The sequence below is a fragment of the Kiloniella majae genome, assembly GCF_002118315.1.
GTDB classification, from domain to species: domain Bacteria; phylum Pseudomonadota; class Alphaproteobacteria; order Kiloniellales; family Kiloniellaceae; genus Kiloniella; species Kiloniella majae.
Window position 1 is genome coordinate 58,776 of the sequence record NZ_MTSZ01000011.1, and the last position, 25,048, is coordinate 83,823.

The window sequence follows — 25,048 nt, forward strand, 5'->3', positions numbered from 1 at the left end:
GCCAGCAATGTTACTTCAACATTCTCCGGTTTGGTTTTTTGATAAGGTGCATGATCCGTGCAATATATTTCTTACAAAGGGCTCTTGCTTGCAAGCGCGGCTCTGACTCTTCTATCTACGCCCCTAAAGGCTCAAGATAATATTCCTGCGAACAGTGACAATATGGAAACGACTGTCACGGATCAGCAGCCAGTATTTACCTTTGATACGATTTCTGTAACTGCTTCGCGGGATGAAAAACTTGCCATCGACAGCCCGGCCTCAATCTCAATTGTCACAGAAGAAGAGATTGAACGTCGCCAAGCTGAAACCGTGCACGACCTTCTTAAGGACTTGCCAAGTGTCGAATTAGAAGGCGGCACAAGAAATACCGTTATAAAACCATCGATACGTGGTCTAGGTGGGCAACGGGTTGTCACACGCATCGATGGGGCTCGTCAAAATTTTAACTCTGGGCACAAAGGTGGTTTGTTTATTGATCCAGCTTTACTAAAACAGGTCGAAGTTCTTCGCGGACCAGCGTCAACAATCCATGGAACAGGAGCCTTGGGGGGCGTTGTTGCCTTCAAAACAAAAAGTGCGGACGATTTTCTGGAAGCTGGCGAAAAATACGGCGCCCAAATTTCTACTGGCTTTAGTACAGTGGATAATGGCGTCCATGGCAACATAACAGGTTACGCTCGTCCACTAGAGAATATTGACCTCATGGCAAGCGTGACGCGGCGGAAAACCGACGACTATGATGCTGGCGATGGTAAAAAAAGAGCCTATACAGATGATGATTTGGTTTCGGGCCTTATCAAAGGTGGCATCGACATTGCGGATTTCCATCGCTTAGGTCTTTCATACAGACTATATCGTGACGATCATAATCTTCCCGCCACACCAGATGGCTTAAGCACCTCTTCAATTGTCGAACGCGAAAGTAAAGAAGACAGCTTTGTTTTAGATTATAGCTACGACAATCCTGATAATCAGTGGTTTGATAGCTCTATTAAAGCTTATTACGACGTCACAGATATTGATGAAGTTAGAATTTCAGATGGGCGCCACCAAGAACGAACCTTGGAAACATTGGGTTTAGAAGGTTTCAACACATCCCATCTAGACTTTCATGACAACGCTCAGTTAGCCGTAACTATTGGCGGAGAGATCTTCCACGACACGCAAGAGGGCGAAAGTAATGGCGCAGATATTGGCGGATATCCTGATGCTGAGCGAAACATCTACGGTGTTTACCTAGATAATACGCTAACCCTTTTCGAAGATCTCGAACTAACGGCTGGTCTTAGGTATGACTCCTATTCTCTCGAAGCCGACGGACAACAAGATTCAGAAGAGACATCAACCTCTCCCCGCTTTGCTGTCAGTTATCAAGTCTTGCCATTCTTGCAGCCATACGTGAGTTACGCAGAAGCTTTTAGAGCTCCCTCGTTAGGTGAAACCTACGCTTCAGGATTACACTTTCCTGGCGGCGGACCTATTCCAAATAACTTCTTTGTTGCAAACCCTAACTTAAAACCTGAAACGGCAAAAACATGGGAAGTTGGAGCGAACATTAAACATGACGGTCTTTTCCGTAGCGACGATGCACTACGGGCCAAAGTTTCATACTTTAGAAATAACGTAGATGATTTTATCGAACTTGATGTTGATGTTGCTGGTGGAACCACAACAAGCAGCAATGTAACAAAAGCAAGAATACAAGGTTTCGAAGCCGAAATTCACTATGAAACACCAACCGTTTACGGGTCGCTTAGTGGCTCGAGAATTCGTGGTAAAAATTCGGATACTTCGGAACCGCTATCCGGTATTGCGGGAGATAAGGCAGCCTTAATGCTGGGATATCATTTCCAAGACATCGGCCTTGATCTTGGTGGCCGTGTTCTTGCTGTTCGCGACCAGGAGCGCGTGCCCAACGGAAGCGACGAGATAGACGGTTACGCCACGTTTGATGTCTTCAGTACCTGGGATGCCGATGATTATGTCCCCGGCCTAAAAATCAATGCCGGTATTGATAACATTCTCGATAAAAATTATCGACGCGGAGCCGCCGTTCTGGATGAACCCGGACGTAACTTCAAAGTTACAGCAAGCTTGAAATTCTAGGGGGGGGGTGTCATGCAGGGGATAGCAGTGATTAGGTGGACCATCAGTTGTACAGTTGCACTTGCCCTGCATCTGGGAGGACTGTTTTGGTCTGGACAGATCCTGCTCCCTGCTTCGGCAACGTCATCGAGGAATTTGGCGATAAACTCAAACGATCAACGCTCTGTTTCTTTGGCGACAGTTAGCTTTCAAAATCCTTCATCCTCTCCAATAGAACAAAGAGCAACACTCCATCCCGCTATAGTTCCTGATACAAAGTTGGGCGTGCCAGTTACAAATAGCACTGAACAGCCACAACCGATTACAGAGATCGAACGCCAACCCAAAACAATTTCCCCAGAAAAATCAGTTCTAACAGAACTTCTTCCGAAAACAGAGACACCTTCAGAAGAAAAGATTGCAGTGGACAACCCGCCCACACCGCCAAAAGTCGTACAGGTTAAAGCTGTTATTCCACCGAAACCAAAGCCCAAGCCCAAGGCTCCTTTGAAAGTTGCGGCACAGGGAACGCCCATAAAAACTTCTGGAAAACCGCATCTCCCGACAAAGCCTGATAACACACCCAAATCAAGTGTCCCGCCTGAAGTCACTAAAGCCCCTTTGCCAACGGCTCCTGTAATAACAAAACCAACGAAAAAACATACCAAGATACAACAGGCAAATATAGCAACAGCGGGTGAGGTGCAAAATAAGGCCAAGAGCCAATCCAGCTATTTGAACCGCCAAGGTCAAAACCAGGTAGGCCAGGGCCAAAAGCGATTGTCCAACAATCAAATCGCTTCGCTTACCTACAATGATTTGCCCCTGCTCACACAACCGTCTTTTTCGCGCCCACCGCACCCGCCAGAGTATCCGCAACGGGCGAAGCGCAAGAAGTTGCAAGGCAACGTTGTGCTCAGAGCAAAAATAGATCGAAGCGGCATTGTTCAGGAAATTCATATTTGGCGCTCATCCGGACACCAATTACTTGATAAAGCAGCAAAAAAAGCCATGCGCGAATGGCGTTTCACCCCCGCGCGTCAAGGCGGCATTACGACCGCCTCATGGGTCGAGTTTCCCATTAATTTTTCTATCAGATAACAAATTACGAATTCAGGAGCATGATCATGCACACCACTCCATCCGTTAAATACAAAACACCATTAGAAGCATGGAAAGACCTAAACGCCGGAACAGCAAAAGGTTATGCCCGTGACATTGCCCGCGCGATGAATATTACAGAGGGGCAACTTGTTGCTGCTGGTGTTGGTGATAACGTCATCCGTCTTGAAGCTAACTGGGGAGAGCTTATTCAAAAGCTCGGTTCCCTTGGCGAAGTAAAAATTATTACCCGTAATGAACATGCTGTTCATGAAAAGGTCGGTCTATTTGATAAAATCAGCGCAAAAGGTCCTATGGGCATTGTCCTTAACCGCGAGATTGACCTCAGATTGTTTTTAACAAAATGGGCGTTTGGCTTTGCGGTAACGACATCGACCAGCAGGGGAGAAAGAAAAAGCCTCCAATTCTTCGATCATGAAGGTACAGCTATTCATAAAATTTATCTGACTGAGAGTTCGCATGACGATGCTTATGAAGCGCTTATTGATAGCTACACGGCAACAGAACAATCTTCAAAGCTTCAACTGGAAAACTACGACCTTCCCAGTATTCCCGCTGCAGATGACAGCATTGATCTTGAAGCTCTGAAAAGTGAATGGGCATCCCTCAAGGATGTGCACCAGTTCCATGGCCTTTTGAGAAAACATAATTGCGATCGTCACCAAAGCTTTAGGCTCATTGGCAAAGAGTTCGCAGAAAAACTTACTCCTGTTGCCTTAAAAGACGTGCTGGAACAATCCGTAGCCAACAACATTTCCATTATGGTTTTTGTTGGCAACAAGGGGTGCATACAAATCCACACCGGCCATATTGAGAAAGTTAAAGAGATGGGACCTTGGATCAATATTCTTGACCCCGGTTTTAATCTGCACCTTAGACAAGATCATATTGCAGAAATCTGGCTCGTCAGAAAACCAACCAAGGACGGCATTATAACCACTCTCGAAATTTTCAATGACAAACAAGAAAGTTTCGCCCTGCTATGCGGAGAACGCGAAATGGGTCAGCCAGAAAACACTGCCTGGCAAAATATGATCGAAAGTCTTGAACGCCACACAACAGTTTCAGCAGCAGCAGAATAGTTGGTAGAAAATAGCAAAAATGGATAAAGATACCCCCATGTCCTTTAACCCTGCGTACCTACCAAGGTCTTATAAAACGATAGTGGCATTCCTGATTTGTCTCCTGATCGTTATGATCAGCACTCAGACAAAGGCAGATGCGAACCGGATTATTACACTTGGCGGTCCGGTAACCGAAATTGTCTATGCTCTCGAAGCGGGAGACAAAATTGTCGCAACAGATACAACAAGCAAGTATCCAGCCGAAGTTCTCACCCTGCCCAAAGTAGGGTATATGCGACAACTCTCAGCCGAAGGCCTTTTGAGCCTGAAGCCTGACTTGATCCTTGCTTTGGAAGGGTCCGGCCCTTCACATGTATTGGAAACCATTCAGGCCGCCGGCATCAAAGTTGTCGAAATACCGGAACTGATCAACACCGCATCGATTGTTACAGGCATTGATCTGATAGCTGCTCAAACCAATAAACAATTCCTTGGTAAATCACTCAGCACAACTATATCAACGCAACTTCAGAAACAATATACGCAGGTCAAAGATCTACCGGAAAAACCCTCTGTTCTTTTCCTCCTCAATACAGGACATGGTGGTCCCATGACTGCAGGGGGAAACACCGCCATTGATACAATCATCACCTATGCCGGTGCAAAAAACATCGCTGCTGATCTACAGAGTTTCAAACCATTGGCCAGCGAGTACATTCTTGGCAACAACCCCGATTATATTCTAATGTCAAAGAGATCTCTCGACATTGGCGGTGGTGTTGAATCTCTCCTGAAAGATCCTCTTCTGGGAAAGCTGTCTGCAGTAAAGAATGGCCGCATCGTCACACTGGATGGCACGCTTCTTTTTGGGCTGGGACCAAGAACCATAGATGCTGTAGAGGCCCTGTCTTCCCAGATCAACAAACAAAAGCTGTGAATGAACAATGGCCCAAACTCTGACAGCAGCACCAATACGGCGACAGCAAACAAGCCTTAAAAAGCCCTACTACATTTTAGGAGGGCTCTTTCTACTTCTTATCCTGTCCTCAATTATATCTCTAGGTATTGGCGGTGTTGCTATTTCCCCGCTATCAAACATTGAACACTTTGCTGCCTATATCGGCCTGAGCGAAAGTAAATTGGAATTGCACCAAGTATTGGTCATCGAATCAATTCGTCTTCCCCGAATTGTTCTCGGACTTGTTATCGGGGCGTCCTTGGGCCTTTCCGGTGCCGTTTTACAAAGCCTGTTCAGAAATCCTTTGGCTGATCCCGGCCTAATCGGAGTTTCCTCCGGCGCTGCATTAGCTGTGGTTTCCATTATCGTGTTAGGCGATACATTCTTTGCTGCATTTTTAGAACTGACCCGCAATTTTGCCCTGCCCATTGCCGCCTTTATCGGAAGCTTGCTAACCACAGCATTAATTTACCAGCTATCCAGACGTGGCGGCCTCACGGATGTTGCCATGATGGTGTTAATGGGCATTGCGGTGAATGCAATTGTTGGATCCTTCATCGGCCTATTGACCTACTTAGCTGATGATACAGAACTCAGATCTCTAACCTTTTGGTCTATGGGAAGTCTTGCTGGTGCAGGGCAGACAGCCTGGCCGTCTATTTCCATCATGATTGTAGCTTCTCTCTTTCTGTTAAAACTTTCCAGTCCTCTCAATCTCTTTCTTCTGGGAGAAGCTGAAGCTCATCATCTCGGCATTCCAACAGAGCGCATAAAGCAACAAGCCGCAGTTGCTGCTGCCTGTGCCACGGGGGCTGCAGTTGCTGCAGCAGGGATGATTGGTTTTATTGGCCTTATAGCCCCGCATCTATCTCGCTTGATTGGTGGTGCTGATAACCGCTTTGTTTTACCAGCAGCGGCATTGATTGGGGCCAACCTGATTGTTATTGCCGATACTATTGCCCGTATAATTGTATTACCTGCCGAGCTTCCGATTGGACTGGTCACAAGTTTTATTGGCGGGCCCTTCTTCTTCATCCTGCTCTTCCGCGAATTCAAAAAGAGGCGCATGTGACTCTCAAAGCCACCGCAATAGATATAGAGATCAGTTCAGCCAAATTATTACAGAACGTTTCTCTTGAATTGACCCCGGGAAAACTCTTAGGAGTCTTGGGGCCTAACGGCGCCGGAAAATCAACTTTACTCAAAGTATTATCAGGAGATCTTGCACCAACTAATGGCACGATTACCCTTGATGATATTCCTCTTCAGAAATGGGCAAGTATTGAGCTCGCCAAACGGCGTGCCGTTATGCCACAAGCATCACAGTTGGCTTTTCCTTTTTCTGCACGTGATGTGGTAAGCATGGGGCGATGGCCTTACGAAAAGTTATGCTCACCTTTTATCAACAGGCTCGCGGTAGAAAAAGCCATGAACCTTGCCGATATAAAACACCTAGCTGATCGTCTCTATCCCGTTTTATCGGGCGGTGAAAAACAGCGCGTTCAACTCGCCAGAGCCTTAACTCAGAGCATCGGATTAACAGGCGATACAGAAACAAAATTTCTGTTACTGGATGAACCGACTGCAGGGTTGGATATCGCACATCAACATGCTGTTCTAGCCGCAGCAAGGAAACAGTGTAAGGAGCGCAATACAGCCGGCTTAGCCATTCTTCACGACCTCAATCAAGCGGCACAATATTGCGATTCCATCGCAATTATTTCGAACGGCACGTTAGTATCCAACGGCCCAACGCTTGAAGTCATGGAACCAGAGATTCTATCTGATATTTTCAGTTGCAACATATCAAAATCCATAGATAGAGCGTCTTCAACACCCGTGTTCCTTTCTTCAATTTAAGAGATTTAAACCACAATAAAGTACTTTCGCATAAGCGCATCCAGATCTAAGTAGAAATACCCAACATAGTCTGAAAGATTTGCCTTACAAAAGTCACAGCCTCTTCACCCTAAGTTCATAAAGAATATTTAATAATTCTCATGAAACGAAGAAAGGGCGCGCTGAGACTGACATGATTATCAAAGCTCTATTTATCATAGCTGTCATCACTTTGAGTTTGCTGGGGTATACGGCTTATCTGGATAGGAACCTGGACGTCATAGAAGCCGCTAAGATCTCCCTCACAATCAAAGCCATCCCTGTACCAAACCAACAGTTAGCCGCTCGAACAACAGAGATGAAAGAAACACCATCACTCCATTGGCGTGGGGGCATCAAAATCAGCTCCCCCCATAAACGCTTCGGCGGCCTATCAGGGTTAGAGGTTTCATCAGATGGGCGCTCACTCTTAGCTGTTGGAGACAAGGGCCTTTGGTTCACCGGGCGTTTAAATTACGATTTGAATGGCAATCTTCTATCCCTCACCAACGGTGTTCTCTCCACAATGAGAGGACCGCAAGGCCAAAGCCTAATTCGGAAAAAAGATAGGGACAGCGAATCAATTGCTCTGGCAGACAACGGGGCAATTTATGTCAGCTTTGAGCGCGACCATCGTATTCTCGAATACTCAGCCCCCTTAACCACCACAACGGCTTCGATTTCCCTTCCCCGCGAGTTCACAGATATTGCGTCTAACAACCGGGGCGTTGAAGCTCTTACATGGTTAGCCGGGGATTGCCTTCTGGCTATCCCTGAACGAACGACAATCTCAACATCAACACAAGAGAATGTTATTGAAGCCTATCTATGGCACGAGAACAATTGGGACAAACTATATCTGGAATCCAATAATAACTACCTCCCCACAGGCTTAAGCAATACACCCCAGGGTGATTTATTGTTACTGGAGAGGGAATTTTCTTTCTTAGGCGGCTTCAAAACCAGCCTGAGATTCTTTCCTGCATCAGAAATTCAAACTGCTTTATCCATGCCAAGCTACGTGATGCGGGGAGATATACTTGCGACATTTGAAGGTACACAGTCCATCGACAACATGGAAGGCATCAGTAGCCGGGTTGGCGCTAAGGGCGAAACTTTGATCTACCTCTTGTCAGACGATAATCTTAGCTTTGCACAGGATACATTATTGCTGATGTTCGAATTACAGAAACAAAGAAAGCCCGCTGGCCAAAGCACAGCGGGCTGTTCTAAGAATAAGACTGCTTATTCAGCAGCTTTGGAAACCAAAGCTTTCTGAACGCGCTTTTTCATTTCCCGAGCTTTTTTGCCCAGTTTTTCAGATGATGTTGACAGCAAGAATGCGTCAAGACCACCACGCTTTTCGATGGTGCGGATAGCTGCAGTGCTCAGACGGAACTGAACAGTCTGACCTAGAGCATCGCTCAACATCGAAGTCTTTTGAAGATTTGGCAAGAAGCGACGCCGTGTTCTATTCTTAGCGTGGCTCACATTGTTGCCAGTCTGTACCTCTTTGCCGGTAAAGTCACAACGGCGTGCCATGGTTTTAATCCCGTAAACTCGATGAAAATAAAAATCTAATGCCGATACGTCGGCTCGGCGCGAGTTTTAGGACACAGAGGCTCAAGGGTCAAGATAAAAGCACGATTCATTCAAAGATTCGTAACGAATCTGTAAAAACACCACGTTTACAGTGTTCTATTACCCTGTCTCAGGCCTTGAGAAAGATATTCAGCAGCTTTCTCGCTGCTGTAGCAGGTGCAATCTTACCGGAAATCACATCGGATTCCACCTTTTTGAGTGCCTTATCAATCTCTGGTTTATCCCTAAACGCGAGAACAAGAGATTCTTTAATCTCACTCCACATCCATGAGACAGCCTGTTTCACCCTCTTATCCGGTATCTCATTACTATCCCAGAGCTTGGTTCTAAATTCCTCTATCGCCGCCCAGATTTCATCAATGCCTTCATTATGTAAGGCAGAGCACTTTTTAACCCTCGGCTTCCAATTGGGGCTAGAAGGTCGCATCAACCCCAAAGCCGCATGATATTCAGCAGCAGCACGATTTGCTGCCGGCGCAAGATCGCCATCGGCTTTATTCACCACGACCATATCCGCCAGTTCCATAATCCCCTTTTTAATACCCTGAAGTTCATCACCTCCGCTTGGTAACAACAAGAGCAAGAACATATCAACCATCTCTGAAACAGCCGTTTCCGATTGGCCAACGCCTACTGTTTCTACAAGGATGACATCAAAGCCCGCGGCTTCACACAACAGCATTGCTTCTCGGGTTCGCCGCGCAACGCCACCCAGCGTCGCACCGGCCGGAGAAGGCCGAATAAAAGCAGCCTCTTGCCGGGACAAAATCTCCATCCGGGTTTTGTCACCAAGGATAGAACCACCTGTCCGCTGTGATGACGGATCAATGGCCAAAACGGCAACACGAAATCCTTGATCGATTAAATGCATGCCAAAAGCTTCGATAAAGGTTGATTTACCAACGCCAGGAACACCGGAAATACCAATTCGGATAGACTTACCGCTCATCGGTAAGATTTTTTCCAGCAAAAGATCTGCATCTTCCCGGTGATCTGCACGGGTCGATTCAATAAGAGTAATTGCCTGTGCCAAAGCACGCCGCTGTCCATCAGCAATCCCATCAACCAGTTTCCCGATCTTATCGTTATCTTTCGTCATAATGCCGCTTTGCCTACACTATATCGCCAACTGCATCATCTGACCCAGCGACCTTTTCAACTTCGGCAACCTTCTGGGAAACTTCCAACTGACGGCGCCACATTTCAGCATAGTGTCCTTCTTTTTCAAGCAGTTCACTATGCGTACCGCGTTCTTCAATCCGACCTTGTTCCAAGACAATAATTTCATCGGCATCCACAACGGTAGAAAGACGGTGGGCAATAACCAACGTCGTTCTGTCTTTGGATACATCATTGAGACTGGCCTGAATTTCCTGCTCCGTACGGCTATCCAGCGCAGACGTTGCCTCGTCAAACAACATGATTGCCGGATTTTTAAGGACCGTTCTGGCGATGGCAACACGCTGTTTTTCTCCGCCCGACAATTTCAAGCCACGTTCTCCCACGACAGAATCATACCCATCCGGTAATGACAGAACAAAGTCATGAATTTTGGCGAGTTTTGCAGCAGATTCTACCTCTTCACGCGAAGCGTCCGGTCGTCCATAGGCGATGTTGTAAAGGATAGTGTCGTTAAATAGCACAGTATCTTGAGGCACTATACCAATCGCCTGGCGAAGAGACCCCTGTTTCACCTTGGCGATATTCTGTCCATCAATCAGAACCTCACCGGCATCCAGATCGTAAAACCGGAAGAGCAGACGGCTGATTGTGGACTTACCTGCACCACTAGAGCCCACAATGGCCAGCTTTTTACCAGCAGGAACTGTAAAGCTGACACCTTTTAGGATAGGCCGCCGCTCATCGTACCCAAATTGGCAATTTTTAAACTGAATTTCAGCACCGCTAACGGTCAGATCATTTGCATCCGGCTCATCTTTGATTTCAAGATCTTTGTGGAGCAATTCGAACATGGTGTGCATGTCAATAAGCGCCTGACGAATTTCCCGATAGACAAACCCCAGAAAATTCAACGGCATTGCAAGCTGTAACAAATAAGCATTAACCATGACAAAATCACCCACGGTCATTGCACCATCCACTACGCCATAGGCTGACATGATCATCATCAAACTGGCCCCAAGCGAAATAACGCCGGACTGGACAATATTTAGGCTGGAAAGGCTTGTTCGGCTGCGAATAGCCGCGTGTTCATAAGCAGCAAGACCGCGATCATAACGTTTGGTTTCATGCTCTTCATTGCCAAAATACTTAACTGTTTCAAAGTTTAATAAACTATCCACAGCTTTGGTATTTGCATCATTATCAGCCGCATTCATATCGCGACGCAATGTAATGCGCCATTCCGTGATGCGGAGCGTCAGGAAAATATAGGCCAGGATTGTCACCAGCGGAACAACAGCAAAGCGCCAGTCGAACAAAAACCAGAGCAAAATACAGACAACCGTGATTTCAATAAGCGTCGGGATAACATTGAACATCAAGAAGGTGAGCATAAACTCAATCCCCTTGGTTCCCCGATCAATGGCACGGGTTACACCGCCAGTTCTCCGTTCGATATGAAACCGCAGGGAAAGTGAATGCAAATGTCGGAAGGTAACCAGCGCCACACTTCGAATGGCATTCTGCACAACCTTGGCAAACAGACCTTCACGAATATTATCAAAAGCAATTGCCCCAACCCTGGCCGTACCATAAGCAATCAAAAGGCCAAGCGGGACAACGAGTAACGTCGGATCATCTATACTCAACGCATCGACCGCCCCCCTGAGAATATAAGGCACGGACACATTCGTAAGCTTTGCAAAAATCAGAAGCGCAAAACAAAAGATAATCCGGGCCTTAAGATCAAAGCGACCTTCTGGCCAGAAATAGGGTAACAGTGTTTTCAGGGTATCCAGCTGGCTGTTCTCGCCCTCTGACTGAGGAACATCTTCACGCATCCGGCGCATATATCATCACTCCATACGGCCAATAGAACGTGCCAGCAAGACATAGAGCTTTCCAACATCTGCAGTCATAAATGTTGCAGATAGAACGTCTTCGCTATCGCATTCACGGGCCTGAGACATCAGGTTATCAAATTGATCCAGATAGCGATTCACCTGATTTCTGAAGGTCTGATTTGTCTCAAAATAACGTTTAACTTCACGTGTATCGTAAAGATCTTTTTTCTTTAAAATGGACCGGGCAAAGATAGAACGGTCCCCCTTGTGATATCGTTTCCAATATTCTTCAGGCAAGTCCTCGTCCAAAATTTTATTCAAATCAATGGCTGAAGAATTGAGATCATCAATAAGGATTGTTGCACCACGCAAGAAAGCATCCCGCTTATTCACCGAACGGTCTTCCCTTAGTTTGAGGGCCTGACGTGTCGCTTCTTCTGAAGCATGCGCCAAATCACGTGCCTGTTGCCCAAAGGCATCTGCAAGAGACGAGACCTTACCATGTAGCTCCGTGACCTTGTTACTATCTTGCGTGAACGTCTCACTCAGTTTTTCCGCACTTTCAAGGGCACCATCCGCCGAACCTTTCAAATTGGATGCTGCCTTTTCTGCACGGACACCAATATCCTCAACCTGTTTCAGGGATTCTTCTGCCAAGGTGGCAAGCTTCTCTCTTTGCTGATCCACATGATCCTTCAAGGTATCTGCTGTTTGACGAGATTCGTCTGATGCCTTGCTCAATGCTTCGGTACGGGCATCCAGCGACGTACGAACATCTTCTAAAAGAGTGCTAAAATCATCTGAAAGTGTTTTGAAAGCGTCCAGTTCTTCATGAACACCGTGACGAAGATCCTGCACGGCCTGATTAGCAGCACTTGATCCATCAGCAAGCGCCAGTGTCTGAAGCTGGAACACCTTGGCTACTTCCGTGGTATGACGCACAGCCTTATCAGCGGCTAGCTCCATAAGCCTTGTCTGATCCTTAAGTGTTTTAGATGCCTCTTCAACATTCTCCTGCGCGCTTTTGCTAACTTGTCCAATTTCACGGGTGTGTTCACTCAATCCGCCCATAACAACATCAGCAAGGTCACTCAAACGTTCAGATGATTCTTCCAGGCTATCAATTCCCGGTCGTATTTTTTCCGCCGCTGCGACCAAGGTATCTTGTGCTTGCGCCGTTGCCTCGGTCAATCGGGATGCTTCTTCTCGGCCAGCCAACGAAACGGCTTCGCCTAAATCCTTGGTGACCAGCGTCAGGTTGTCAGCAACTTCCCTGCCGCTCTTGTCAAGTTCACCGGCCTGTACTCTGAAACGCTCGTTCATTTCTCCTGCACGCAAGGCAACGTCAGCAAAAAGCTCTCGAACCTCTTCCGCATCTTTCCGCATAGCATCAGAAAGGGAGACCGCTTTGTAGCCAATCTCAGCCGCCAGCTGTTCCATCGCCTGATTCTCGCCAGACAATCTTTCACCAAGTTCGGAAACTTTAGCCCCTGCTCCTTCCAGTAACTGCTCAACATCCCCGATACGATCTTTAATCAAACCTTTGAACTTTTCACCCTCAGCATCAATTGTATCCTGAACAAGCTTCAGGGTTTCGAGATCCTGTTTCAGGCTTTCGCGCATGGTTTCACTGCAAACTTCCGCAGTCGTGCCCGCGGCAGCCATGTCTTCGGCCTGTTGCTTTAACATTTCACTGGCATCTTCGGTTCGGCCGACTGTGCGTTCAACGGCCTCGTCGAGAACATCAACAGAGTCACGTAATGTCTTGCTGATCGTTTCAGCCATAACCTCGCTTCGCACCCCAGAACTTTCGAGGGCAGTGACCTGCTCCTTGACCGCTTCACGTGCATTTTCAAGGCTGGAATGGATTGAATTATGGACGTCTTCGAGTGAACTTTGCTGTGTGACCAGCGTTTCCTGAATCTGTTCTGTTTGAGAAGAGGCCCGAATAGCAGCACCAGTAAGCTGTTTTGTTTGCTCTTTAAAGGCATTAATCAGGCCGGTCAGACGTTTTTCAACTTCACCCGACGCGCTATTCAGGCTTTCGGCCTGTTCCTGTAGCTGACGCGTGATATCTTTGACGCGGGTATTCTCTTCATCATCGGGATAGGTGAGCTTATCCAGCTTCGCCAGAAGCTTTTGCGTTTCATTGGAAAGTGCTGCACCTCTGAGGACAAACAGCAGTATGGCCCACAAAAGAACAAGTGGCAGAGTTATGCCCGCAAGGACCTGCCCCTGTTCCTGAGGCACCATGCTTTCAATCACATCCAGGCCGACCTGGTTTTTAAAATATTGATAACAAACCCACAGCCATGCCCCTGATGCTGCCACCCCGAACAGCGCCAAAGTTCTTGTGATCCAGGTATGACCTGACATCCCCTCACTCCCTGTTTAATCACGATTTACGATCGCCTGAGAGAGATAATACGGCAGGAAAGTCCTATAGTCCAAGAAAGACCATTAAGATCAGGGCCTTCTTGGACATTTTTTTTAGTAATCAGCCTCTTTTGTTCAGTAAGCCGATTATTTCCTGTGCCGCCAAGGGGATATTACTCCCCGGCCCATAAACCGCAGAAACGCCTGCCTGTTTCAGAGCATCATAATCTTGTGCCGGGATAACGCCGCCACAAATAACAAGAACATCATCCGCCTTCTGACGCTTGAGTTCTGCGATCAATTGCGGCACCAGCGTCTTGTGACCGGCGGCCTGTGTCGAAATGCCAACAACATGAACATCATTTTCAATCGCTTGCTGTGCACCTTCTTCCGGTGTTTGGAAAAGCGGCCCGACATCAACATCAAAGCCAATATCCGCAAAGGCAGTCGCAATGACTTTTGCACCGCGATCATGGCCGTCCTGTCCTAACTTCACCACAAGCATTCTCGGGCGGCGACCTTCTTGTTCAGCAAAAGCGTCGACTTCTCCCTGAATACGAGCGAAATCATCATCACCATCATACGCAGATCCATACACGCCAGAAATACTCCTGTTTACAGCACGGTGACGACCATACACCTTTTCCAATGCATCCGAAATCTCGCCAACCGTAGCGCGTAACCGCGTCGCCTGAACAGCAAGATCAAGCAAATTACCTGACTCGTCTTGAGCCGCCTTGGTTAACGCAGCAAGAGCTTCTTCACAGGCTTTACTATCACGTGTCTTGCGAATCTCATTCAAGCGTTCAATCTGCTGTTCCCGAACAGCCGTATTATCAATATCAAGGATTTCGATATCGTCTTCTTTTTCGAGACGATATTTATTAACGCCAACCACGGTCTCTTCACCGCGATCAATACGCGCCTGCTTCTTTGCCGCCGACTCTTCAATTTTAAGCTTGGGCATACCGGATTCAACCGCCTTGGTCATTCCACCCATTTCTTCTACTTCTTCGATAATTTTCCGGGCTTCTTCAATCAGGCTCGCGGTCAGACTTTCGACATAATAACTTCCGGCAAGGGGATCAACGACCTTTGTAATGCCCGTTTCTTCTTGCAAGATCAGCTGTGTATTGCGCGCTATTCGGGCAGAAAAATCCGTTGGCAATGCCACTGCCTCGTCCAAAGCATTCGTATGAAGGGACTGCGTCCCGCCCAAAGCAGCGGCCATGGCTTCGACCGTTGTCCTGATAACATTGTTATAAGGATCCTGCTCGGTCAAAGAGACACCAGACGTTTGGCAGTGAGTTCGAAGCATCAGGGATTTTGTATCTTTTGGATCAAACATCTTTTTCATGTAATGCGACCACAGAAAACGTGCGGCCCGAAGCTTTGAGGCTTCCATAAAAAAGTTCATGCCAATAGCAAAGAAGAAACTAAGCCGTGGCGCAAAAGCATCTACGTCCAGGCCTTTTGACATCGCGGTGCGTACATACTCCAAGCCATCAGCAATCGTAAAAGCAAGCTCTTGCACACAGGTAGAACCTGCTTCCTGCATGTGATAGCCGGAAATAGAAATTGAGTTAAAGCGCGGCATATTCTTGGCTGTGTAGCCGATAATATCGGACACAATACGCATCGAAGGCGTTGGTGGGAAAATATAGGTATTTCTGACCATAAATTCTTTGAGAACATCATTCTGAATGGTTCCCGAAAGCTGTTCCGGCTTAACCCCCTGTTCTTCAGCGGCAACAATATAGCCAGCCAACACCGGCAACACGGCACCGTTCATTGTCATGGAAACAGACATTTGATCCAAGGGAATACCGTCGAAAAGAATTTTCATATCCTCGACAGAATCAATCGCGACACCCGCTTTACCAACGTCACCAACAACACGGGGATGATCAGAATCATATCCTCTGTGCGTTGCCAAATCGAAAGCAACAGAAAGCCCCTTTTGTCCTGCGGCAAGGTTTCTGCGATAAAAAGCATTAGACTCTTCAGCCGTGGAAAAACCTGCGTACTGACGTACAGTCCAGGGGCGCGCTGCATACATGCTTCCGCGTGGACCACGCAAGAAGGGGGCAAAGCCCGGCAAGGTTCCCATGGTATCCAGACCTTCAAGATCTTCTTCCGTATAGATCGGCTTTACCACAATACCTTCGGGAGTTTCCCAATTCAGGCTATCGCTTTTCTTCCCACGAAGTTCTTTTTCAACAAGCCCTTCCCAGTCCGCGATTGTTTTTTTGGGAAAATCAGACATTTAACGCCCCTCCTAGCTTTCAGGATCTCGCCCCGGCTTTTATTTTTATCATTGTTTTGTCTTAAAACATCTATCCCGCTGACAGATATTCCTAAAACAGACTTTTTATTGCAGCGCAATATAACCAGCTTTTTCACAACAAGTCTATGCCCTGTGAAAAGCCTAATAAAGCAGAGCCAATCCAGCAAAATTGCAGATGTGAAGTTTTTTACAAAAAATCTGCGACGGAAATCACGCGCTGTAACGTTATACTTCCACCTAAAGACAACTACGGGACCAGAACCCAAGGAATGAAGTAAATGCAAAATGATCCCAATTCCCTAAATAGCTCCAATCCCGAGGCGTCTGATTCACATAGACTGGAACGTCGTCGCTTTATGATCATGATGGGTGTTCTACCCGCAACGGGTTTCATAGGTATAAGCACACAAAATGCTTGGGCTGTGCATAATCAGGTCCAGATTAGTACAAGGGGTCCATACCGCTACATTTCAGCAAATGGCATCCCTGATCATCGCACAGGTAATTTTCCAAACCGCAGAAACCCCAATGCCATTCAATCGCAAAGTCACAAATTCCGGGTTCCTTTGCTGCCAAAGGAAGCTTCACGCATAACAGATGTTGAATTCAGCAGTTTTGGTGTCGCAATAAATGGGGTTCCTTTTGATCCCGCTGCCAATGAATTTTGGCGCCGCGACCGAAACTCAGGATGGCGCTACGAAGCAATGTCCGGGAAAATAGACTTGGGACTGGATAAAAACAATGCGCATGTTCAGCCCAATGGCGCCTATCACTATCATGGTTTACCAACTGGCCTAATACGAAACTGGTCAGACAATCAGCACTCATCACTCATAGGGTACGCCGCCGATGGCTTTCCCATATATGTCCTCTATGGACACAGAAACCCGGAGCAAACACAGAGTGCGATTATCCCACTAGCATCCAGTTACAAGCTTAAATTCGGTACTCGACATGGAGGCCCCGGAGGCCAGCACGATGGCAGCTTTGTTCAAGATTATGAATATCAACAAGGCTCGGGAGATTTAGACGAATGCAATGGACGCTTTTGTGTTACACCAGAATATCCCGAGGGCATCTATGCTTATTTCCTGACCAGTGAATACCCCTTTATCCCGCGTAAATTTAAAGGTACCCCGGATGAAAGCTTCCAAAAAAGAAGAGGTGGAGGCTCTCGTGATCAACGTCCCAAAAATCATCTAAGACCTAAGCCGGGCCGGAAACCGCCCCGACCTTAAATGGCAAAAGACCGTTGTCGCCTTACCATTTAAAAATTGGCATTGCGGCAACAGGGTACTGTCCATAGCGGTTACACAGACCCGCAAGCTTCAACATGTCAGTTGGCGAGCTCAAGCCATTGAGATCGTCAGAATGAATCCCACCCGCAATAAACAGACCATGAATACCTGCGGCATTTGCCCCTGTAATATCCGTACGCAAAGAATCCCCCACAGCAAGCACTCGTGTTCCATCTTCTATGCCAACGAGCTGCATGCATTCCTTGTAAATATCCTGATAAGGTTTACCGTGATATTGCACTTCACCGCCCATATCTTCGTAATGATGAGCGACAGCCCCGGCGCATAGTTCACGCTTGCCCCCACGAATAACTTCCAGATCAGGATTGGCACAAACCATCGGCAACTTACGCTCAAGCGCAGGTTTCAACAGGTGGTCATAGCGCTCGACCTTATCGTCAGGATCCCAAATCCCGGTCAGCATGATGAAATCGGCATTATCGATGTTATCAACAAAGGTAAAGTCCAGCCCTTCTTTCATGCCAAGATCTCTCTCTGGCCCAATCAGGAAAGCATTTTGCCCAAGTTTTTGATAGAATGGCAGCGCTCGTTCTTTCAGATTTCGCCAGGTAACTTCACCGGATGAGAGAACAGCATCGGCAAGGTCCCGAGCAATACCCAACTCTTCATTGCGAACAGTCACAGACTCAGCTCGTCTAGGGGCGTTTGACAGAATAACAATCCTTTTGCCAGCTTCTCTCAGTTTCTGCAGCGCATTCACTGCCTCAGGAAAAGCCTCTAGGCCATCATGCATCACCCCCCAAAGATCAATAACAAACCCATCATAATTATCAATTATTTCGGAAACCCCTGATAAAAGCGGGATCGTACGAGGCGTGGCTGACATTGGAACTTCCTGCGGGATATCTATTCTAGAAATGATGGTAGCTCTTGTGCCACAAGCGCTATGACTTGCAAAGCATTAGTCACCAGTTCAGCAAGATAGCTCTGTTTATAACATTTTTTTGAATACAACTATTTAGGTTACAGCTTTAACAAGCTTATGGCTTCGCAGGTCTCGGCTCTCCAAAAAGATACCCCTGCCCATACGCAACATCCTGATCGAGAACCTGCACAAGTGCATCTTCCGTCTCGATTTTTTCGACAACTAATTCAATAGGAAGGCTTCGCAGATCATTTAAAAACTTTTTGGTTTTGTTGCTATTTTCAGAAAAAAGCCAACCTTCCAACTTAAGAAAGCGCACACGCCCTGCCGCCAGAGCTTTTAAATCCATGTCCAGCGTCCTCATCCGATCAAGTGACAAACGACAACCATGAGCCATCAAACGCTCTAAGCTTAATAGTTCGCTGGCTTTTAAGTTCAAAAATTCATCTTGCGCGACTTCGATAATAAGATGCGGTGCAATTTCGATGTTTCCGCGCACAAAATCAACAAAATCATCAAAGAAATCCTGATCCTTTAGGGTATGGGATGATAAGTTGACAAAGAAAGAAACATCTTCTCCAGAACGGATAATCTTTCGAATAATCTGCACACAACGGAATAGAAGCATATTATCAATCGCCGTGATTAACCCAGCTCTCGTTGCGATAGAAACATATTGCCCCGGCTCAATTATCTGGCCATTAGAAGTTCTCAGACGGGAAAAGCATTCATAAAATTTCCTTTTACGCTGAGGCAACGCAACAACCGGCTGTAAAAACATATCAATCCGGTCGTCGCGTAACGAACGCCTTACAATTGACAACACTTCTGTTTCACTCAGATCGCTTAAAACAGAAACCTCTTCTTTTGTTGCTTCTGTTTTTTGCCTTGCCCGCATAGATCGTTCATTTCTGAAATCGTCCAGAAAATCACTTTTTACAATCTGTCGCTTTTGTTGAACTGCTTCTTTCTTTTCAGGCGCCTCAAACTGAGACCGTTCTTCATCATCAAACAGCCCAAGAAAAGGATCCGTTAATCTTGGCATAAGGGTTTTGAGAAGATTTACCTCGGACAGAGCATCATTAATTATATTTTGCTCTTCACTTAACTTACTTGATTGTCCTGCTGCCTCAAAAGCTTCGGCCATCCCCTTTATTTCTCGTCGGGTCCAGGAAATGCGGTCCCGTAAAACGGCTTGGTTATGATGAATCGTTTCAAGCTTTGCCGTTGTGTCCTCGTCATTCCCCCGGCGCGTAATAATTTCATGAAGCACGACGCCTGCCAGAAAAATCCATAAGCCCAGCAACATGGCGCCACCAGTTTGAAGATCAGGAATATAGCTAGGCCCAAAAAGAACCGCGATAAGAGCAAGGCCGCAGTATATTGTTATAAAGAACAAGTGGTGCAGTAGAGGCATAAATTTTGTTTCGACTAGATATAATGAATAGGATAATCAATGACACAAGGTTCTTGAGAGAGACTTAACAAAGCACTCATAATTTGACAGATTTCAAATTTCTTTTCCAACTATATAGATGGTCTATCTGACATGACGGTTAAAATCCTTCACAATCCTCGGTGCAGCAAATCGCGTGAAACCCTCAAGATTGTTCAAGAACAAGGACACGAGGTAACAATTATTGAGTACCTTAAAGATGTCGTCACTGAAAACCAGCTTATAGATATTTTAAAACAGCTTGAGATGAATCCACGCGACCTGTTGAGAAAGGGCGAAAAAATTTATAAAGAGCTCAACCTATCGGACACAGGCTTAAGCGACGATGAACTTATCAAAGCGATGATAGAACATCCGATACTTATCGAACGTCCTATCGTTATTAGCCCAAAGGGTGCTAAAATTGGCAGGCCACCAGAATCAGTATTAGAAATTTTATAAAGCGAGCAGATCTATCTATGATCTGCGCCAACAGCTTCGGCGACAGAGCTAAAACCATCTTGCTGTAACAGAACAATCAGCTCTTTAAGGATTTGAGGGATAAGAGGCGGTCCGGCATAAACCAGCGCAGAGTACAACTGTACCAGTGAAGCTCCTGCTCTTATTTTTGCATAAGCTTGCCGACCACTGGCAACACCGCCAACACCGATCAAAGGAATTCGGCCTTCGGTCAACCGGTACATATCCCTCAAAACTTCTGTGGATGCTTCAAACAGCGGCGCACCACTCAAGCCACCCACCTCGGCACGATGTTCACTTTCAAGGCTTTCAGGGCGTTCGATTGTTGTATTTGTAACCGTTAATCCATCCAATGAGAGATCTAACGCGACCGTCGCAATATCCTGTTTATCTTCCTCGGTTAGATCAGGTGCAATTTTCAAGACAAGTGGCGGAGCCTTCTCACCAAGAGTAGAAACCAGCACTTCCTGTACACCAGAAATCAAAACCTCAAGCTCTCCTCTGCCCTGCAGTGCTCTCAACCCAGGTGTATTCGGTGAGGATACATTAATCACCATATAATCAGCATAGGGGGCAAGTTTACGAGCTCCCTTTTGATAATCTTCAAGAGCAACTTCTGTCGTTTTGTTTTTACCCAGATTGACCCCGAGCACCCCCGAAAGTTTCTTCTGCCGAAGCTTTGCCAATCTTTTTTCAGCAACTTCCATTCCACCGTTATTAAATCCCATACGATTGATAACGGCCTGGTCTTCAGATAAGCGGAATACTCTTGGCTTTGGATTACCCGGTTGAGCCAAGGGAGTAATAGAGCCTACTTCAGTAAAACCCAGCCCCTGATCAAGCATTGGTTCAACAGCGTCAACATTCTTGTCAAATCCTGCAGCAAGCCCTAGAGGATTTGAAAAGTCTAGCCCCCAGAGTTTCGTTTTAAGAATGGGATCAGCCATTGTTTTTTGCGATGGAGCCAAACCATGCTTAAGACACCACAAAGTAAAGTTATGGGCTCTCTCTGGTGATAAGAGCCGAATACAAGGACCAATGACATCAAAGCTATTCACAAAATTCTCCTAGGATTGCATCTGACTTGTGACGCCAAGGGAAGTAACATAGCCATTTCGTCACCGCCACCCATATCACGCTAGATGCTGACATACCGCTTCATACTGTCAGTCACGATGAATGCATCATCTAAATAAATTATCGACACAACCAGTCTGGAAAATCATGGGTCCCATCATCCAAAAGATTTAGCGGTGCTGTTCTTGTAACGGCTGTTAACAGCAAATCATCATATAAATGAGGAAAAAGTGCCCCACCTCTTGAAGGCTCCCACTTCAACACCTCACCAAGTAAGGTAGAATCAACTTCGAGCAAAACAAGGCCTGTCTGGCCAGCGCGGTGTTTCGCAACCGAACCATGGACCTGTTCGCGTCCAGAGAAATGAATAAATCCATCAGCTTTATCTTGCGAAGACCCAGAATAAGCACCCACTTCTTGCGCAGTAGTCCATTCTTCACGTTTACAGACGTGATATATATATCGTTCAGTCATTACACTATTCTTCTTTATCATATCATAAATTCGCGAATAGCATTGCATTTTGCAAAAAAACTCCACATCAATTACCGCAAAATGCAACACACCTAAGAACATAACAACTTATAATTTTATTCTACTCAAGCTAAAACCCGCAGTTTACAAAGGATTTTAGTCAATCTTAAGTCGCAAACCAAAACAGAAACACCACTCAAGCCGCTCATCTCCCGCAGAAATCCTCAATTTCCACAAAACATCCTCAATATCACCTTGAAAAAATAAAGCCACGTCTATTTTTTATTTTGTTTTAATTCAATATGTTAATCCATAAAACCACTCAACATTACAAAAATAAAACAAACTGGCACGCTCCCTGCATTACACCTTACCAGGAAGTCTATTGCGAGCTAGACATCCTAATATAAAGGAGAAAACCATGGCATACCAAAACATGACAGCGAGCACCATCGGCAGCAGGGCATTGGCAACTGCCCTAGACGCCGTATCAGCCATGGGACAATCGGATCAATCAATGATTTCGACTTCTCCAAAAACAGCGATTTTCAATGTAGGATCGCCACAGAACGACTTAGGCGAAGAAAATATTCGGCAACTCTTCGTTTCTATGATTGAGACAGAACAGTAACCCCCTCACGTTCTCAATCATCTAAGTCGCTAAAGGACTGTCTTTAGCCTGTGAAAGACAGCCTAATGGCGGGAAGGTAACTTCCCGCCATTTCTTTTTTAATCAACACACAAGTTTCAGCACAAAGAACGCCACCAACATAAGGCTTATAGCAGGTTCCTCATAAAATTTCCTCCGGCGAGACAGCCCTCCACTCACCTGGCTGCAACCTGCCAAGCCTTAGTTTCCCAATTGATTCACGGACCAATCGCAACGTAGGAAAGCCAACCGCCGCAGTCATTCTTCTCACTTGACGATTTTTACCCTCAGTCAGAGAAATTCGTATCCAGGCTGTTGGTATGTTCTTACGCTCTCGGATAGGCGGCATTCTCGGTGGCAATTTGGGCTCAGACGTCAACAACTCTACCTGACAGGGTTTTGTTTTATATCCCTTTATCACCACACCACTTCTGAGGCGAGATAAAGCATCTTCATTCGGAATATTTTCCACCTGCACAAGATAGCTACGTTCATGACCATTTTTGGGATGGATCAAGCGGTCAATAAAAGGGCCGTCATTACTTAAAAGCAACAAACCTTCACTGTCTCGATCTAAGCGACCTGCTGCATAAATACCGCGTGGTAAATTAATTTCACGGAGCGTGCGTTGACCCTCTTCACCTGTAAACTGGCTCAAAACATCGTATGGCTTATACAAGGCAACATACATTAAGTCGGGTCGAGCATGCCCCTCTGCCTTTAAATTACGGGAGTCTTTAAACTTTTTTTTTCTATCACGCTTATGTGATTCTATTTTTTTCATTTTTTAATTTTGCTTCACCAACAAACGACATTCTCATAGAACATCAAATACTTAACATTGTCGACAAAAGAAATAGAACTCTAACATTTACCATCTATAGGTGATGTTTCTATCACAAATAAGAGACAAAGCTCCAATTTATAAGCTTTTCATCCTAATTTTGATAAAAATAAGGTATAATTCCTGCATTAGTACTGGTGCACGTCTCAAACTTTAACTTTTTGGGTGGTGGTACAATGCTTAAACATGAAGATATCTGGAGAGCAGTAGATAACCTAGCTGCGCAGAATTCCTTTTCGCCCTCAGGGCTTGCTCGAAAAGCGGGACTAGATCCCACAACTTTCAATAAAAGTAAGCGAGTGACGCCTCAAAACAAACAACGATGGCCAAGCACAGAATCTATAGCCAAAATTCTGCATGCTACTGATTCCACATTGTCAGAATTTGTAAATCTCATTGGTGAAGAAAGTGCGGGACTATTAGCCCAGAAGATCCCTGTACAGGACGTAACTCACGCATCTTTAGGAGAACAGTTTGACACAAATGGTCACCCAACCGGAAATGCTTGGGATCAGGCTCTCTTCGCGCGCATTGACGATAATCATGCTTTTGGCTTGGAAATCGTTGGCGACAGTTACCAGCCAATATACAGCGATGGGAACACTTTGATTATATCGCCCAGTGCGGATATCAGGCGTGGTGACCGTGTCGCATTAATGAAATCTGATCATGAGATCGTCATAAAAGAACTTATCAGGAATAGCCCTTTAAAAGCGGAATTAAAAGATTTGGCAACTCCTGACCAATACACAACGATCATGACACAGGATATTATCTGGATTGCGCGCATTCTTTGGGCTAGCCAATAAAAGTAATCAGGTTAAACGCTTGAAAGTCACCAAATTTAACAAAGCGTAAATCATAATTTTTACCTTTTTTAAAGGCTTTAGCGTCATATTAGTGTAACGAGCGATGCCCTTGTTAGTCGCTTAAAGCGTAAAGTTTACACAATTTAGAGGCACGCAGTATGGCTAAACTGGACATGGATGGTCCCCACAAGCTGGAAGAGAAGATTATTCTCAAAGAAATAATCCAACCAATGCCCGGTTCATTTGCACTTGGACATCTCGGCTCGGACCGTAGTTTTGAAGTCCTTTATGTAGGCTATGCCGAAAAAACAGTTCAGGAAACGCTACTGCACTGCCTGAAAAAAAAGGTCGGGCAAGGCGGCTTAATGGATAAGCTGACAGGCAAAAACCAGATTAACGCCTTTAAATACAGCTACGCAAATTCACTTGAAGCCTGCTTCCAAAAAACTTGTAAAAATTTTCATGACTTTGGGGGAGCTAAAAAATTGAATAACAAAGATCACCCCAAACCGCCAAAGGGATCTGACTGGGTTTGCAACAGGTGCACAGAAGAACTAACAGCTAACTTTAAAGTTAAAGCTGGATAATTCCAAGATTCCTCTTCATTGATTTCATTGAGGAAAAATCTCTCTGAAATAAAAAGCCCGGACCAAATTCCGGGCTTTTTATTATGCACTTTGTCGCGTCCTGAAATAAGTTTACATATTGGAGACTTATGATGGGACCTTCAAAGAAAGAGCGAGTAAAGCGTAGTC

General features: G+C 45.9%; 22 protein-coding genes. 12 read left to right on the top strand and 10 right to left on the bottom strand.

Annotated features, from left to right (window positions below):
• Positions 1-57 precede the first annotated feature (57 nt).
• The 7 genes from BKB51_RS19795 to BKB51_RS19825 all read left to right on the top strand — a co-directional run bounded on the left by BKB51_RS19795 (position 58) and on the right by BKB51_RS19825 (position 8,389).
• Complete coding sequence (locus BKB51_RS19795) at positions 58-2,109, top strand: TonB-dependent hemoglobin/transferrin/lactoferrin family receptor (RefSeq protein ID WP_085902851.1); 2,052 nt, start codon at positions 58-60, stop codon at positions 2,107-2,109.
• Positions 2,110-2,136: 27 nt separating this feature from the next.
• On the top strand, positions 2,137-3,189 hold the full coding sequence (locus BKB51_RS19800; RefSeq protein WP_158090292.1) for a TonB family protein: 1,053 nt from the start codon (positions 2,137-2,139) through the stop codon (positions 3,187-3,189).
• 26 nt (positions 3,190-3,215) lie between these two features.
• Complete coding sequence (locus BKB51_RS19805) at positions 3,216-4,292, top strand: hemin-degrading factor (RefSeq protein ID WP_218044101.1); 1,077 nt, start codon at positions 3,216-3,218, stop codon at positions 4,290-4,292.
• A gap of 19 nt (positions 4,293-4,311) precedes the next feature.
• Entirely contained in the window at positions 4,312-5,211 is a 900-nt protein-coding gene (locus tag BKB51_RS19810) for a heme/hemin ABC transporter substrate-binding protein (RefSeq protein ID WP_085902854.1), read from the top strand.
• 7 nt (positions 5,212-5,218) lie between these two features.
• Entirely contained in the window at positions 5,219-6,304 is a 1,086-nt protein-coding gene (locus tag BKB51_RS19815) for a FecCD family ABC transporter permease (RefSeq protein ID WP_085902855.1), read from the top strand.
• The gene (locus tag BKB51_RS19820) at positions 6,301-7,092 is read left to right on the top strand and encodes a heme ABC transporter ATP-binding protein (RefSeq protein ID WP_158090293.1); all 792 of its coding nucleotides are present in this window, start codon (positions 6,301-6,303) and stop codon (positions 7,090-7,092) included. The genes BKB51_RS19815 and BKB51_RS19820 overlap by 4 nt, the downstream gene beginning before the upstream one ends.
• 172 nt (positions 7,093-7,264) lie before the next feature.
• Positions 7,265-8,389, top strand: a complete 1,125-nt coding sequence (locus BKB51_RS19825) for an esterase-like activity of phytase family protein (protein WP_085902857.1) — start codon at positions 7,265-7,267, stop codon at positions 8,387-8,389.
• Here the strand turns inward: BKB51_RS19825 and rpmB are convergent.
• The 5 genes from rpmB to scpA all read right to left on the bottom strand — a co-directional run bounded on the left by rpmB (position 8,356) and on the right by scpA (position 16,320).
• Positions 8,356-8,652 carry a 50S ribosomal protein L28 gene (gene rpmB, locus BKB51_RS19830; protein ID WP_085902858.1) on the bottom strand — a complete coding sequence of 99 codons (297 nt, stop codon included), beginning with the start codon at positions 8,650-8,652 and terminating at the stop codon, positions 8,356-8,358. The two genes, BKB51_RS19825 and rpmB, sit on opposite strands and share 34 nt — an antisense overlap.
• 169 nt (positions 8,653-8,821) lie before the next feature.
• A complete protein-coding gene (meaB, locus tag BKB51_RS19835; protein ID WP_085902859.1) occupies positions 8,822-9,811 on the bottom strand; it encodes a methylmalonyl Co-A mutase-associated GTPase MeaB in 990 nt (329 codons plus the stop codon).
• 13 nt (positions 9,812-9,824) lie between these two features.
• Positions 9,825-11,684, bottom strand: a complete 1,860-nt coding sequence (locus tag BKB51_RS19840) for an ABCB family ABC transporter ATP-binding protein/permease (RefSeq protein WP_085902860.1) — start codon at positions 11,682-11,684, stop codon at positions 9,825-9,827.
• A 6-nt stretch (positions 11,685-11,690) separates the two neighbouring features.
• Entirely contained in the window at positions 11,691-14,054 is a 2,364-nt protein-coding gene (locus tag BKB51_RS19845) for a hypothetical protein (RefSeq protein WP_085902861.1), read from the bottom strand.
• 121 nt (positions 14,055-14,175) lie between these two features.
• Positions 14,176-16,320: a methylmalonyl-CoA mutase gene (gene scpA, locus BKB51_RS19850; RefSeq protein ID WP_085902862.1), complete on the bottom strand. Its 2,145-nt coding sequence runs from the start codon at positions 16,318-16,320 to the stop codon at positions 14,176-14,178.
• Between the two features lie 299 nt (positions 16,321-16,619).
• Here scpA and BKB51_RS19855 point away from each other — a divergent pair, with 299 nt between their 5' ends.
• Entirely contained in the window at positions 16,620-17,579 is a 960-nt protein-coding gene (locus tag BKB51_RS19855) for a YHYH protein (RefSeq protein ID WP_198946817.1), read from the top strand.
• Positions 17,580-17,601: 22 nt separating this feature from the next.
• On the opposite strand, the gene BKB51_RS19860 is transcribed toward BKB51_RS19855, so the two are convergent.
• Both BKB51_RS19860 and BKB51_RS19865 read right to left on the bottom strand, forming a co-directional pair.
• Positions 17,602-18,486 carry a TIGR01459 family HAD-type hydrolase gene (locus tag BKB51_RS19860; RefSeq protein ID WP_085902863.1) on the bottom strand — a complete coding sequence of 295 codons (885 nt, stop codon included), beginning with the start codon at positions 18,484-18,486 and terminating at the stop codon, positions 17,602-17,604.
• A gap of 154 nt (positions 18,487-18,640) precedes the next feature.
• Positions 18,641-19,942, bottom strand: a complete 1,302-nt coding sequence (locus tag BKB51_RS19865) for an EAL domain-containing protein (RefSeq protein WP_085902864.1) — start codon at positions 19,940-19,942, stop codon at positions 18,641-18,643.
• A gap of 132 nt (positions 19,943-20,074) precedes the next feature.
• On the opposite strand from BKB51_RS19865, the gene arsC reads away from it, so the two are divergent.
• The gene (gene arsC / locus BKB51_RS19870) at positions 20,075-20,422 is read left to right on the top strand and encodes an arsenate reductase (glutaredoxin) (RefSeq protein ID WP_085902865.1); all 348 of its coding nucleotides are present in this window, start codon (positions 20,075-20,077) and stop codon (positions 20,420-20,422) included.
• Between the two features lie 11 nt (positions 20,423-20,433).
• On the opposite strand, the gene BKB51_RS19875 is transcribed toward arsC, so the two are convergent.
• A complete protein-coding gene (locus BKB51_RS19875; protein ID WP_085902866.1) occupies positions 20,434-21,498 on the bottom strand; it encodes a quinone-dependent dihydroorotate dehydrogenase in 1,065 nt (354 codons plus the stop codon).
• Between the two features lie 139 nt (positions 21,499-21,637).
• Positions 21,638-21,991, bottom strand: a complete 354-nt coding sequence (locus BKB51_RS19880; RefSeq protein ID WP_085902867.1) for a DUF952 domain-containing protein — start codon at positions 21,989-21,991, stop codon at positions 21,638-21,640.
• Positions 21,992-22,412: 421 nt separating this feature from the next.
• Here BKB51_RS19880 and BKB51_RS19885 point away from each other — a divergent pair, with 421 nt between their 5' ends.
• Complete coding sequence (locus BKB51_RS19885) at positions 22,413-22,622, top strand: hypothetical protein (protein WP_085902868.1); 210 nt, start codon at positions 22,413-22,415, stop codon at positions 22,620-22,622.
• 160 nt (positions 22,623-22,782) lie between these two features.
• On the opposite strand, the gene BKB51_RS19890 is transcribed toward BKB51_RS19885, so the two are convergent.
• Positions 22,783-23,424 (bottom strand): pseudouridine synthase, encoded by a 642-nt coding sequence (locus tag BKB51_RS19890; RefSeq protein ID WP_245813309.1) that lies wholly within the window; start codon positions 23,422-23,424, stop codon positions 22,783-22,785.
• Positions 23,425-23,660: 236 nt separating this feature from the next.
• Between BKB51_RS19890 and BKB51_RS19895 the strand changes: the two genes are divergently transcribed.
• Both BKB51_RS19895 and BKB51_RS19900 read left to right on the top strand, forming a co-directional pair.
• Positions 23,661-24,293, top strand: a complete 633-nt coding sequence (locus BKB51_RS19895) for a S24 family peptidase (protein ID WP_085902869.1) — start codon at positions 23,661-23,663, stop codon at positions 24,291-24,293.
• A gap of 158 nt (positions 24,294-24,451) precedes the next feature.
• Positions 24,452-24,880, top strand: coding sequence for a hypothetical protein (locus BKB51_RS19900; RefSeq protein WP_085902870.1), 429 nt, complete (start codon positions 24,452-24,454; stop codon positions 24,878-24,880).
• The last annotated feature ends 168 nt before the right edge of the window (positions 24,881-25,048 follow it).